Origin of the sequence: Streptomyces clavuligerus, from assembly GCF_005519465.1 — a bacterium.
In the GTDB taxonomy this organism is placed as follows: Bacteria; Actinomycetota; Actinomycetes; order Streptomycetales; family Streptomycetaceae; genus Streptomyces; species Streptomyces clavuligerus.
Genome location: NZ_CP027858.1, coordinates 2,946,908 through 2,959,222 on the forward strand (window position 1 = coordinate 2,946,908; position 12,315 = coordinate 2,959,222).

10 protein-coding genes are annotated in these 12,315 nt (G+C 73.1%); 5 read left to right on the forward strand and 5 right to left on the reverse strand.

Annotated features, from left to right (window positions below; all coding sequences use genetic code 11):
- Nucleotides 1-36: 36 nt before the first annotated feature.
- Together CRV15_RS36695 and CRV15_RS12260 are read right to left on the reverse strand one after the other, a co-directional pair.
- Nucleotides 37-234, reverse strand: a complete 198-nt coding sequence (locus CRV15_RS36695; RefSeq protein WP_003953473.1) for a hypothetical protein — start codon at nucleotides 232-234, stop codon at nucleotides 37-39.
- Nucleotides 235-400: 166 nt separating this feature from the next.
- The gene (locus tag CRV15_RS12260; RefSeq protein WP_106428602.1) at nucleotides 401-1,609 is read right to left on the reverse strand and encodes a helix-turn-helix domain-containing protein; all 1,209 of its coding nucleotides are present in this window, start codon (nucleotides 1,607-1,609) and stop codon (nucleotides 401-403) included.
- Between the two features lie 192 nt (nucleotides 1,610-1,801).
- Here CRV15_RS12260 and CRV15_RS12265 point away from each other — a divergent pair, with 192 nt between their 5' ends.
- The 4 genes from CRV15_RS12265 to CRV15_RS12280 all read left to right on the forward strand — a co-directional run bounded on the left by CRV15_RS12265 (nucleotide 1,802) and on the right by CRV15_RS12280 (nucleotide 6,325).
- Nucleotides 1,802-2,767, forward strand: a complete 966-nt coding sequence (locus tag CRV15_RS12265; RefSeq protein WP_003953475.1) for a hypothetical protein — start codon at nucleotides 1,802-1,804, stop codon at nucleotides 2,765-2,767.
- 288 nt (nucleotides 2,768-3,055) lie between these two features.
- Complete coding sequence (locus tag CRV15_RS12270; protein ID WP_009997127.1) at nucleotides 3,056-4,603, forward strand: alpha/beta hydrolase; 1,548 nt, start codon at nucleotides 3,056-3,058, stop codon at nucleotides 4,601-4,603.
- A 111-nt stretch (nucleotides 4,604-4,714) separates the two neighbouring features.
- Nucleotides 4,715-5,212: a hypothetical protein gene (locus CRV15_RS12275; protein WP_003953477.1), complete on the forward strand. Its 498-nt coding sequence runs from the start codon at nucleotides 4,715-4,717 to the stop codon at nucleotides 5,210-5,212.
- 117 nt (nucleotides 5,213-5,329) lie between these two features.
- Nucleotides 5,330-6,325 (forward strand): zinc-binding dehydrogenase, encoded by a 996-nt coding sequence (locus tag CRV15_RS12280; RefSeq protein WP_003961289.1) that lies wholly within the window; start codon nucleotides 5,330-5,332, stop codon nucleotides 6,323-6,325.
- A gap of 561 nt (nucleotides 6,326-6,886) precedes the next feature.
- Here the strand turns inward: CRV15_RS12280 and CRV15_RS12285 are convergent.
- Nucleotides 6,887-7,417 (reverse strand): GNAT family N-acetyltransferase, encoded by a 531-nt coding sequence (locus CRV15_RS12285; protein ID WP_003961288.1) that lies wholly within the window; start codon nucleotides 7,415-7,417, stop codon nucleotides 6,887-6,889.
- Between the two features lie 24 nt (nucleotides 7,418-7,441).
- Nucleotides 7,442-8,326, reverse strand: coding sequence for an aminoglycoside phosphotransferase family protein (locus CRV15_RS12290; RefSeq protein ID WP_029182995.1), 885 nt, complete (start codon nucleotides 8,324-8,326; stop codon nucleotides 7,442-7,444).
- Between the two features lie 123 nt (nucleotides 8,327-8,449).
- Between CRV15_RS12290 and CRV15_RS12295 the strand changes: the two genes are divergently transcribed.
- Nucleotides 8,450-9,853 carry an NAD(P)/FAD-dependent oxidoreductase gene (locus tag CRV15_RS12295; RefSeq protein WP_003953481.1) on the forward strand — a complete coding sequence of 468 codons (1,404 nt, stop codon included), beginning with the start codon at nucleotides 8,450-8,452 and terminating at the stop codon, nucleotides 9,851-9,853.
- A 306-nt stretch (nucleotides 9,854-10,159) separates the two neighbouring features.
- Here the strand turns inward: CRV15_RS12295 and CRV15_RS12300 are convergent, their stop codons facing one another.
- Complete coding sequence (locus CRV15_RS12300) at nucleotides 10,160-12,283, reverse strand: restriction endonuclease (RefSeq protein ID WP_003961285.1); 2,124 nt, start codon at nucleotides 12,281-12,283, stop codon at nucleotides 10,160-10,162.
- Nucleotides 12,284-12,315 lie beyond the last annotated feature (32 nt).

Consider the following 12,315-nt stretch of genomic DNA (forward strand, 5'->3'; position numbering starts at 1 on the left):
TGATCCCCACGGATACGGCCCACAACGACAGCATCATCACTGCGCCCAGGGCAGATACTTTTCGGTTTCGCACAGGTCGCTTTCAGTTGCTCGCTGACCCATGCGATGCCCCGAGGGGAGCTGGGGACCGTCAACAGGGGTCTTCTTCTTCAGCTTGCAGTCGGGACGGGGGCAGGCACAGGGGCCGAAATCAAAGGGGTTGAATTCCGGGTACCTGGGGGGTGGTTGACGCACCGCTCATCTCCATGGGGGTACTGGTGGATCACGGCACTGCGGTGCCCCCACCGGGTCGGCAGCGGGGCCAAGCGCAGCGGCTTCGTTTTACAGCCTTGCGGAACAGCAAGGGGTTGGCGTTGACAGAGAGCCAACGCCAACCCCTTGCTTTTTAGGCTTACTTGCGCTAAACGCCGCCCCACTGGGCAAACGCCCGTAGCCTGTCGGAGACGCTGGGGCGCGCCCGAAGAAGCACTCCCACCGTGGAGCGGACCGTCGGGTGGTACCGCGTCTGCTGGGGAGATACCCGTCGAGCCGATTCCAGAGAGGCCAGCGCCTCCTCGTACCGGGCGGTCAACGCCTGTGACCGGGCCGTGTCGATCCAGTAGACACCGGCACGAGCCGCCGGATAGTCGGTCGGCAGACGGACCGCGTTGCTCAGCTCCACGGCCAGGCCGTGTTCATCCCGATCGCCCGCTGCCTCAATGGCGTGCTGCTCAACATTGGTCGGACCGAACACAAAGCAGTAGTGATTCGTCTCCCCTATGTCTCTGGCGATACCTCGGGCCTCTTCGAGCCATGCCTCCATTTCCTGCCGGTCCCCCCGCAGACCATGCAGCTGCACACCCTTGAGAATGAGGCCGCCCCGGACGGCGTGCGTCTTCTCGGTACCGTCCGGCTCCAGGTCCCTCAACCCTTGCCGCACCAGCCGGATTCCGCGATCCAACGCCGGTCCCTCGGCCAGCAGCATGACCCGCTTGACCCGCTCCGCCGCCACCTGTCGAGGGTCGCCCGACTGTCCGGCGGCAGCGGCCATCCTGGCCAGAGAGAGACGGGCCAAGTCCATATAGCCGAGCTTGTACGCCACGCTGAAAGCACCGAGCGCGGCTTCGGTCTGGAGCCAGAAAATCTGCTCGCGGGCCCGGGAGGGGGAGGAATGCAGTTGCGTCGCATGGGAAAGCTCACCGAGGAGACCGGGCAGCAGCTCGGCCAATTCACCATAAGCGGCGTCGGTTCTGAGTTTCTGGACCCGCGCGATTTCCCCTTGCAGATCCGCGATGGGGCGCGGCTGAGGATCTTCCTCGTCCGGCGGAATGTCCCAGTCGTCAAGCGCGATGCTGAGCGGTGCGATCAGACGGTCCAACTGATCTTGGCGAAGCTGTTCGATGTACGGCTGGCCGTGCAGCACCGTCACGCTGACGCTCAGCGCTCGGGCCACCGATGAGACAAGCTGCTCGCTCGCCACTCGACTACCGCGTTCGATTCGAGAGAGCATCGACGGAGAAACCGCTGATCGTCTGCCCAGCTCGATCAGGGTATAGCCACGAAGCGCACGCAACTCATGGATACGTGCTCCTACGCCTGTGCGCTGGGCAGGGCCTTCAGGCATATTCATGCTGGGGCTCCGTTCTGACGTCGACACTCAGAACGTACTCCCCCCGGAAGACTCCGAAACGAGTTCGGGATACAACGAATCGCCTCCAGCATCTACTGGTGGCGCAGGGCCACCCAGCCGTTTCACGACAGGGTTTCAGCCGACCGGGCGAGGCAGGAGCCGCGGGCGCGGAAGGAGGAGCACGATGGAGCCATGACGATCGGGGCCCTGAGCGGAGATCCTCATGAGGCCGGAGACCGGCGCCACGGGCGGCCGGCGCCTGCGAGCGGCGACGCTCCCGCATCCGGTGTCGTCCGGGCGCCCATGGCTTCGGTCGTCGCCTCGGAACTGCTCCGCACAGGCTTCGCCGCCCGGCTGTCGGGAGGCCCGTCCGTCGACGACTGGGAAGCCAAGCTCCTGCGGTACGGCTCGGAGTACATGAGCCTCGGGGCCGAGGACATCCAGCGGCGCGTCGCCCATGAACTCGTCGTCGTGCAGCAGCAGCTCGACCAGCCCCGCCTGTGGTCCGTGGCCGCGCGGCTGATGACGCTCTACGCCAAGACGTTTCCCGGCTCGGACGGCTCCAAGGCGGTGCGGTGGTACCGCATGGCGGCGGAGGCGGCGGACCGGTCCGGTGACGACGGGACGCGGGTGTGGGTCCGGGGGCGGGCGGCCATCGCGCTCGGGTACGAGGGGGCGTCGCTCGGGGTGGCCGATGTGCTGGCCGACCAGGCGATGGCGATCAGCGACCGGCCGTCGCTCGGGCTCCTCAACGCCGTTTTCGGGAAGGCCCATGCGGCGGCGCTGCGGGGTGACGTGGGCACCGCGCGCGAACTCATGGAGCGTGGGCGGCGCGTGTTCGACAAGGCCGGGTCCTACGAGGAGAGCAGCGACTACGCCGTGCCGTGGTGGCGGCTGAACGTCTTCGTCTCGCTGCTCGCGGCCCGGCTCGGGGACGAGGACGTGGCGGTCGCCGCGCAGGACGCGGCGGCGCGGGAACTGCCTTCCGCGCTGCCCCGGTTCGCCACCCATCTGGAGCTGCACCGGGGGCTCATGCTCGCCCGCTCGGGCGATGTGCGGGGAGGGGCCGCCCACGCGAGGGCGGCGCTGTCCGCCCTCCCCCCGGAGAAGCACTCCCTGACCCTTCGCCTTCTCCTGGCCGAGTTGGAGCGCTCCTGACCGCCTCAGCGGAATGTGACCCGCACCGCCGGAGAAAGACGGCACGGGTGACACCCGTGCCGGGGGATGGAGCAGGTGGCACCCGCCACCCCCACCGCCCAGGAGGGGAGTTGGTACCTCCACAGGACGATATCCGCGCCCCGTGTACGACCGGAGGCTGAGAGAAGACGGGCTCCACGGCGGATTCCCCGGACCCGTTGAGACGAAAGGGTCTTCCCGACCAAACAGTTGACCGGGAAGGGAAACCCAGTGCGACGACGACTCGTACCTCTGCTGGCGGTGAGCGTGATGGCATCGCTGGCCGGCCCCGGCATCGCCAGTGCCGCGCCCGCGCCCGCCGCGGCGGCGCCGAAGGCGAGCCCGCTGGCCCCGTACGAGAAGCAGAAGCCCAACTGGAAGCGGTGCGCGACCGCGTTTCCCGCCGCCTTCCAGTGCGCGACCATCAAGGTCCCGCTGGACTACAAGCGCCCCGGCGGCAAGACGCTGGACCTCGCGATATCCCGGTACAAGACGAGTGTCGCGGGCAAGCGCCAGGGAGTGCTGCTCTTCAACCCCGGCGGACCCGGCGGGCCCGGCGTCGACATGCCGCTGTTCATGCATGACGCTCTGCCCCGGGCCATCCGGGACGGCTACGACCTGATCGGCTTCGACCCGCGTGGCGTCGGCGGCAGCTCGCCCGTCACCTGTGGGCTGACCCAGAGCGACATGACCTGGCCCCGCCCCTACCAGGAGAAGACCTTCGCCAAGGACGTGGCCTGGGCGAAGGGCGTCGCGGACAAGTGCCGCAAGAAGCAGGGCGAGAAGCTGCCGCACATCACGACCCGCAACACCGCCCGCGACATGGACGTCCTGCGGATCGTGCTGGGCGAGAAGAAGCTCAACTACCTGGGCTACTCGTACGGGACCCAGCTCGGGGCCGTCTACACGCAGCTCTTCCCCACCAAGACGGGCCGCTTCGTCCTGGACAGCGCCGTCGACCCGAAGCTGGCCTGGCGCGGCATGATCCAGATCTGGGCGGAGGGCGCGGAGCCCGCGTTCAAGCGCTGGGCGCAGTGGACCGCCGAGCGGAACTCCCGGTACAAGCTGGGCGCGACCGAGGCCGCCGTCACCAAGACCTTCTGGGACCTGGTCGCCCAGGCCGACCGCAAGCCGATCGTGTTCGAGGGCGAGCCCTACGACGGCGCCGGACTCCGCAACCTCCTGCGCGGCGAGTTCTTCGGTGTGGAGGGCGCCGCGCGGACGGTCGTCGACCTGAAGAAGGCGGCGGCGGGCAAGCCCGTGAAGCGGGTCGCCCCGCGGTCGCAGGCCCCCGCGCCCCGCTTCTTCGCCCCGCCGCCCGAGGACAACATGGACGCGGCCTTCTGGGCCGTGGTCTGCGCCGACAACTCCGCCGCCTGGCCGCGCGACACCGAGCAGTACCGCAAGGACGCGATCCGCGACAAGGCCCGCTACCCGCTCTACGGCGACTTCGGCTCCAACATCAAGCCCTGCGCCTTCTGGGGCGACTCCGTCGAGCCCGGCATCGTCATCAACAACAGCGTTCCCTCGCTGGTCGTCCAGAACGAGTGGGACTCCCAGACCCCGTACACCGCCGGTCTCGGCATGCGCAAGGCCCTCAAGGGCTCCAAGCTGCTCACCGTGAAGAACGGCGAGGGCCACGGCGTCTACCTGGCCGGTGTCAGCCCCTGCGCCGACCGGACGATCACCGGTTACCTCACCACCGGCAAGCTCCCGGCCAAGGACACCGTCTGCACCAACCCGGTGCCGCGCATCTCGGGCCCGGGCCACGACCGCACGGCCCCGAACCCGCTGCCGCTCCCGGCCGGCCGTTTCTGAGCCGAGGCCGACGGGCGGGGAGGACACCGCCCCTCACTCCGGGGGAGGGCCCGGGGACCACACCGGTCCCCGGGCCCTCCCGCGTCCCGGACCCCGTGGGAGCATCGGGGGGTGCTCGATATCGGTTACTCCCTCTCGTCCCGCTTCCCCGATCCGCCGCAGACGGACTACCGGGAAGCGGACACCCACACCCTGCGGCACGACCTCTTCTGCGGGGACGTCTATCTCGCGGACCCGGAGACGGACCGCGAGCTGTCCACAGCCTGGGGATGGGTGCCGGTGCTCGACTTCGCGTGGGCGCTGTGCGACATCGTCGAGCGGATCGACCGGGACCCCCGGGGGAGCCGGTCGTCGACGCCGCAGTGGGCGGAGCTGGACTTCACCGAGTCGGCGGACCGCATGGTCTTCGAGCGGCGCTTCGGCTGGGTGGACGTGACGGCGGACTGGACCCGCCGGGACGAGCCGCCGCTGACCTTCAACCACGGTGAGCTGCGCCGGGAGGCCCGGGACTTTCTGCACGACGTGCTCGCCGATCTGACCGACATGCACGAGGGCCTGGCGGACAACCCGGTCGTCTGGGATCTCCAGGCCCGCTTCCCCCGCGTCTGAGCCCCGGGCGCCGGGGCCGGGGTGCCCGGCACCGGAGACCGGCGCTTGACCTCAAGCAAGGTTGAGGCCGGAGGCTCGTCCCTGTCAGCGAGTCCACCGCTCCCAGGGAGACCAGCCATGCGCGCCGTCCGCCTCCACACCCACGGCCCCGCCGAGAACCTGCGGTACGACGAGATCACCGACCCGGTCCCCGGGCCCGGCCAGGTACGGATCGCGGTCGCCGCCGCCGGGGTGCACGTCCTGGACACGGCGCTGCGGCGGGGCGAGAAGGGCCCGTACCCGGAACCGGTACCGCTGCCCACGGTCCCCGGCCGCGAGGTCGCGGGCACCGTCGACGCGCTCGGCGAGGGCACCGACCCGGCCTGGCTCGGCAAGCGGGTCGTCGCCCATCTCGGGATGGTCCCCGGCGGTTACGCGGAGTTCGCCGTCACCGGGGTCGAACGACTGCACGAGCTGCCCGACGGCCTGGACGAGGGCGCGGCCGTCGCCATGATCGGCACCGGGCGCACCGTCCTCGGCATCCTCGGCTACGCCGAGCCGGGACCGGACGACATCGTGATCGTCACCGCCGCTGCGGGCGGGATCGGCACTCTGCTGACGCAGTACGCCAAGAACGCCGGAGCCACCGTCGTCGCCCTCGCCGGGGGCGCGGCCAAGGTCTCCCACACCCTGGCATCGGGCGCCGATATCGCCGTCGACTACCGGCGGTCCGACTGGCCCGCGCGGGTCCGCGACCGGCTCGGCGAGCGCCGCGCCACCATCGTGTTCGACGCGGTCGGCGGCGACACGGCCCGCGCTGCCGTCGATCTCCTCGGCCCCGGCGGCCGGCATGTCGTCTACGGCTGGGCGGGCGAGAAACTGCACGAGGGCAGCCCGCTCAGCTACACCGAGGAGGAGCAGGCCGAACGGGGCATCACCTCCGAGATGATCCACGGGCCCACGCTGCTGGCGCGCGGCGGCGGGCTGCGCGCGATGGAGGAGCGGTCGCTCGCCGAGGCCGCGAACGGGCGGCTGCGCCCGGCGGTGCAGCGCTTCCCGCTCGCCGAGGCCGCCGCCGCGCACCGGGCGCTGGAGAACCGGGGGACCATCGGCAAGGTGGTCCTGGTCCCCTGACCGCGCGATTCTTTTGAACGTACGGGCCCGCCCGGGCGCCTGTCCCGGGCCGCCACGCCGGGCCCGTGCGGGCCCGGCACGGTCCACCGGACGGCCCCGGTGACCGTCCCGGCCACAGCCCCCGGCCCTCGGTGACCGCGCACCCGGACTCCCGGGTGGGGCAGGCCCCCCGTCCCGGGAACGGAGGTGGCACGTCGGCGGACGCCCGCGACCCGCTGCGGACCACGCGCCCCGCCGGGCCCGGCCGCCCCGGGGCGGTGGGCGCAGGAGCGACGGCGCTCCGGACTCCGGCGCGGGCGGCGGCGCCCACCACGGGATGGACCCCGGGGAGGCCGTCGTCCTGGGGCACGGGAGCCCGCGGACCCTGTGCGGCGGTGGGAACGGCAGCGGGGTGCGCCGGGCCCGGGGGCTCCGGTGCGGAGTGCCGCGTGGCGGAGGACACACCGCCATGCGGACGGGCACCACCTCCCGGCGACAGCCCCACCGCGCCCGCCGAGGACCCGCGCCGCCCGGCCCGCCCGCCCGGAAGCCGCGCCGCCGGTCAAAGGCAGCCCCGCGCCGTCAGGCGGACGGCAGCGACCGCGCCGCGGGGGCGGAGGACCCCGCCGACGCCGCCCCCGGCGGGGTTCCCAGCGCGGTCAGGGCCTCGTCCGTCAGCCGGAAGACGGTCCACTCGTCCTGCTCGCGCGCGCCGAGCGAGCGGTAGAAGCCGATCGACGGGGTGTTCCACTTCAGACAGGACCACTCCAGCCGCTCATAGCCGCGCTCCCCGCAGATCCGCGCCAGCTCGGTCAGCAGGGCCCTGCCGTGGCCGCCGCCGCGCAGCGCGGGGCGGACATACAGGTCCTCCAGATAGATCCCGTGCGTCCCGCGCCAGGTGCTGAAGTTCAGGAACCACAGGGCGAAGCCCGCCACCTCGCCCCCGTCGGTCTCGGCGAGGTGCGCGAAGGCGGCGGGGTGCTCGCCGAAGAGCGCCCGGTGGAGCTGTTCCTCGGTCGCCCGCGCCTCCTGCGGGGCCTTCTCGTACTCGGCCAGTTCGCGGATCATGCGAAGGATCTCGGGAATGTCCCCCGGCACAGCGTTACGGATCATGGAACAAGCCTCGCCGACCCGGGGTCAGCGCGCCAGTAGCGTCCGTGCCATGGACTCCTGTTCCCTCTCCAGATGGCGTTCGCCGTCCTCGATGTGCCAGAGGGTGTTCTGGAGGACCCGCCCGAGCGACCAGGCCCGGGCCCGTTCGCGGTCGAGCCCCAGCGCCTCCGTCAGCAGATCGAAGCGCCACTGGACGGCGGCCGGGTCGAAACGGTTGTAGAGCGCGGGCAGCAGCTCGAAGCCGGGGTCTCCGGCGAGCGGCTTCGGGTCGATGGCGAGCCAGGGTTCGCGCTCGGCGGCCAGGACGTTCTCGTAGTGCAGATCCCAGTGGAGCAGCCGGTCGCCCGGCTCGTCCGCGACCTCCCGCAGCGCGGCGGCGCAGTCGAGCAGCAGCAGCCGCTCCCGCTCGTCGCCGAGGAGCGCGAGCGTCCCCGGGGCCCGGTCGAGCAGATCGGCGGCGATGTCGCCGAGCCGCCGCAGGCCCGGGGGCGCGGGCCGGGCCGTGAGCCGGGCCAGCAGCTCCGCGATGACCGTCACCGCGTCCCGGACGCCGGGGAGGTCCGCGAGGCAGCGGCGGGAGTCCAGCCGTTCGAGGAGCAGGGTGCCCGTGGGGGCGTCGTGCCGCAGCAGCCGTACGGCCCCGTCGCCGCCCCAGGCCCGCAGGGCCTGGGCCTCGCCCTCGGTCTCGTCGGTCAGCGCCTGGAGCTTGAGCACCGCCCGGCTCCCGTCCCCGCGCTCCACCGGGACGACCAGCGCGGTCCAGCCGTGCCGCACCGGACCGGCGGGCCGCAGCCCCCACGCGTCGAGGAACCGCTCCGTGCGGGAGGGGAGTTCGGCGATGAACGCGCGGCCCGCCGCACCGCCGTGGGCGAGCTGCCGGTGGGCCAGGAGTTCCGGGATCTCGACCATGTCCGCGATGGTACGGAGCGAGGACGTGCAGCTCACCCGTTTTCCGGCGGACCGGCCTTGCGTACAGTCGGCCCCGCCCCCCACCCCGTCACGCGGTACCGAGCAGCAGGGACATCAGCACTCATGACCAGGGACACGGACACCGTCAACGGAGGCATAGCGTTCTGGTACGCGCGGGACGGGCTGCCCGTGCCCCGGGAACCGCTGCCCGGCGACGCCGCGGCGGACGTCTGTGTCGTCGGCGGCGGCTACACCGGGCTGTGGACCGCGTACTACCTCAAGAAGGCCGCCCCGTTCCTCAATATCGTCGTTCTGGAGGCGAAGTTCTGCGGGTACGGGGCCTCCGGCCGCAACGGCGGCTGGCTCTACAACGGGATCGCCGGACGGGACCGCTACGCCCGGCTGCACGGCCACGACGCCGCCGTCCGGCTCCAGCGGGCCATGAACACCACCGTGGACGAGGTGATCCGCGTCGCCGCCGACGAGGGCATCGACGCCGACATCCACCGCGGCGGGGTGCTCGAAGTCGCCCGGACGCCCGCGCAGGCCGCCCGGCTGAAGGCGTTCCACGAACAGGAGCTGACCTACGGCGAGCACGACCGCGTGCTGCGGGGCGCCCGCGAGACCGCCGAGCGGCTGCGGGTCGCGGGGGCGGTCTCGTCGACGTGGACCCCGCACGGGGCCCGGCTGCACCCGGCGAAGCTGGTGAAGGGGCTCGCGGACACCGTCGAGGCGCTGGGCGTGACGATCCACGAGTCGACGCCGGTCACCGAGATCCGCCCGCGGGGCGCGGTCACCCCGTACGGCACCGTCCGCGCCCCGTACATCCTGCGCTGCACGGAGGGGTTCACCGCCGGGATCAAGGGCAGCCGCCGGGACTGGCTCCCCATGAACTCCTCGATGATCGCCACCGAACCGCTCTCCGACGCGCTGTGGGAGACCATCGGCTGGGAGGGCCGGGAGACCCTGGGCGACATGGCCCACGCCTACATCTACGCCCAGCGGACGGCGGACGGCCGGATCGCGCTCGGGGGCCGCGGGGTCCCGTACCGGTACGGCTCCCGGACGGACCACGACGGCGGGACGCAGCCGACGACGGTCCGCGCGCTGCGCGAGATGCTGGTGCGGCTCTTCCCCACCACGGCGGGGGTGCGGATCGACCACGCCTGGTCGGGGGTGCTGGGCGTGCCCCGCGACTGGTGCGCCACGGTCACACTGGACCGGACGACGGGCCTCGGCTGGGCGGGCGGCTATGTGGGCTCCGGGGTCGCGACCGCGCACCTCGCCGGGCGCACGCTGTGCGACCTGGTCCAGCAGGACTCGGGCCAGGCGGGGGCGACGGAGCTGACCGCGCTGCCCTGGGTGAACCACCGCGTCCGCCGCTGGGAGCCGGAGCCGCTGCGCTGGCTCGGGGTGCGGGCGATGTACACGGCGTACCGGGGCGCGGACCGCCGCGAGGCCGCGTCCCACTCCCCCCGGACGGACCGGGTCGCGACCCTCGCGGACCGGATCTCGGGCCGCCACTGAGGCCGCGCCCGGAGGGACCGGTGCGGTCGGACGGCCGATGCGGTCGGACGGCCGGGACCTCATGGCCGCGACGGGCGAGCCGCCGCGGGCCCGTTCCGGCGTACCGGCCCCGCCGGACCCGATCGCGCTCAAGGCCGGTCCCCGGGCCCGGGACCGCTCCGGTCCGGCCACCCCGGGCCCGCCGGACCGTACGGCAGCCGACCGCCGGGGAGCCCGCGGCCCGGCGACACCGCCCCGCCCCGACGCACACGCCGTCACCCGGTCCCGGCCTCCGCCGGACTCCGCCGGACTCCCCGGCCGCCGCCGCTACTCGACCTCGATGCCGTACTCCCCCACCAGCGCTTCGAGGCCGCCGGTGTAGCCCTTCCCGCCGATCACGAACTCCCAGTTCCCGCCCGGCCTACGGCGGAAGGAGCCGAGTACGAGCGCCGTCTCGCCGGGGCGGCCGTCCGAGACCACCAGGCGGTCGAGTTCCGCGCCGTCGGCGTCGCGGAGCACGATGCCCGCGCCCGTGAAACCGGCGAGGTCCGCGCCGGGGTGGGTCGCCGGGTCCACCGCGGCCACCAGGACCAGGCGGTCGGCCGCCGTGGGGAGGGCGTCGAAGGCGACCCGGACCGCCGCCCGGTCGCCCGCCGTCGGCGGCACCGCGCGCACCGAACCGTCCGGGGTGCGCTCGTTGTTGAAGAAGACGAAGTGGCTCTCGCTCAGCACCCGGCCCTGCCGGCAGACCAGGGCGCAGACGTCGAGACCGACCGCCCCCGCCCAGACCATCCCCAGCACATGGAAGTCGCCGTCGCCGTCGGCGGGCGGTGGAGCGAGATCCTCCGGGGTCAGCTCCCCGGGGCCGGGCGCCCGCCGCGCCCCGCCGCCGGTGCCGCCGCCCGGTCCGAGCCGCCCCCGCAGCCCGTGGGCGGCCAGCAGCTCCACCAGTTCGGCCCCGCTCACCAGCGTCAGCGGCTTGCCGTTGGCGAACGTGTACGAACCCGGGCCGAATCCGGACGTCGTCACCAGGACGCCCTTGTTGGCCCCGGTGTCCTGGACCGTCCCGTACAGATCGCGCACCGCCGTCGGCGGAACGGTGTGCCGGTACCGCTTCGCCTGGACGATGATCCTGCCGCCGCTGATCGGGTCCGGGTCGAACGCCTCGACGTCCACCCCGCCGTCGTTGGAGCGCTGAGTGGTCACCGCCCGCATCCCCCGGGCCCGGAACAACTCCGCCACCAGGTGCTCGAAGGCGATCGGGTCCATCTCCAGCAGATCCGGCTCGTCGCCGTCGCCGTGCGAGACCACGTCCGCGCCGATGTCCTGCGGCAGCCGGTCCGGCCGCACCGCCGCACCGGTGTCCGGCCGCGCCGACAGCCGCCCCCGGATGCCCTCCAGGCACTCGACCGCGCTGACCTGCTCCAGCGTCAGCCCGGTGAAGTCCTCGCGGGCCACCGTGACCGTGCCGACGACGACATCCGCGCGGCGGCCCGTCGCGGGGTCCACCCCGTCCACGAATCCGCTGACGACGACCGAGCCCAGCACCCCGGACTCGTCGGCGGCGAACAGGTCCCGCAGCACCAGCAGCAGACACTGCGCCAGGACGTCGCGGTACAGCTCGCGGCGCCGCGCGAGCGGGCGCGCGACCTCCTTCAGCTCGTCCGACGCGGCCACGTACCGCACCGACCTGCTCCCGGGCACCACCGCGAAGCCGGGCAGCTCCCACGCGAGCACGAGCTGCGCCGCCGTCCGGTCGAACGCCGCCGACAGCCGCCGGGGCAGGCCCTGCGGCCACTCCGTCGACGCGTACAGCGCCGCGGAGAAGTACTCGACGACCGACTCGGGGTCTCTCGCGCGCAGCCCCTCCACCAGCCGGGCCACCCCGGCGTTGTGCTGCTGGATCTCCGCCCGCAGCCCGCCCGCCCAGGCGTCGTACTGCCGCCGGTACTCCGCGAGCCGCGCCTGCCGGTCGGCCTCCGCCGCGCGCGCGACCGCCAGGTCGTACTCGTACCGCTGGGCCGCCTCCCGGTCGGCGCGCTCACGGGCCCGCGCGGTCCAGCCTCCCTGGGAGCGGTAGAGCGCGGGATCGGGCATCGGAACGGGGTGCTCCAGCGGCCCGGGCGCGAAGGGCTCGATGTACTCGGCACGGGTCAGCGAGCCCGTCCGGAAGACCTGCCCCCGGCAGCCCGCCACCAGCAGCCCGGACAGCTCGGCGACGCGCGCCTCGATCTCCTCGGTCCTGGCCCGGGCGTCCGCCTCGCGGCCCCGCCTGTACGCGGCCTGCTGCTCCCGGTGCCGACGGGCCAGGTCCCGCTCGTACGCCCGTTGCCGCCGCTCCTGTTCGCGCTGCGCGCGCTGCGCGGCACGGGCGCGCGCCTCGTGCTCCCGCTGCTGACGCCGCTGCGCCTCGGCCCATGTCCCGATCGCTCCGCCCGAGCGGCGACTCATCCCGCGCCCTCCCCGTCGGGCCGCCCCCCGGC

Excerpts from the sequence above, each read along its gene's own strand:
- CRV15_RS12265 (WP_003953475.1), top strand. The coding sequence starts at position 1,802 with ATGACGATCGGGGCCCTGAGCGGAGATCCTCATGAGGCCGGAGACCGG.
- CRV15_RS12295 (WP_003953481.1), top strand. The coding sequence starts at position 8,450 with ATGACCAGGGACACGGACACCGTCAACGGAGGCATAGCGTTCTGGTAC.
- CRV15_RS12280 (WP_003961289.1), top strand. The coding sequence starts at position 5,330 with ATGCGCGCCGTCCGCCTCCACACCCACGGCCCCGCCGAGAACCTGCGG.
- CRV15_RS12290 (WP_029182995.1), bottom strand. The coding sequence starts at position 8,326 with ATGGTCGAGATCCCGGAACTCCTGGCCCACCGGCAGCTCGCCCACGGC.
- CRV15_RS12285 (WP_003961288.1), bottom strand. The coding sequence starts at position 7,417 with ATGATCCGTAACGCTGTGCCGGGGGACATTCCCGAGATCCTTCGCATG.
- CRV15_RS12300 (WP_003961285.1), bottom strand. The coding sequence starts at position 12,283 with ATGAGTCGCCGCTCGGGCGGAGCGATCGGGACATGGGCCGAGGCGCAG.
- CRV15_RS12260 (WP_106428602.1), bottom strand. The coding sequence starts at position 1,609 with ATGAATATGCCTGAAGGCCCTGCCCAGCGCACAGGCGTAGGAGCACGT.
- CRV15_RS12270 (WP_009997127.1), top strand. The coding sequence starts at position 3,056 with ATGGCATCGCTGGCCGGCCCCGGCATCGCCAGTGCCGCGCCCGCGCCC.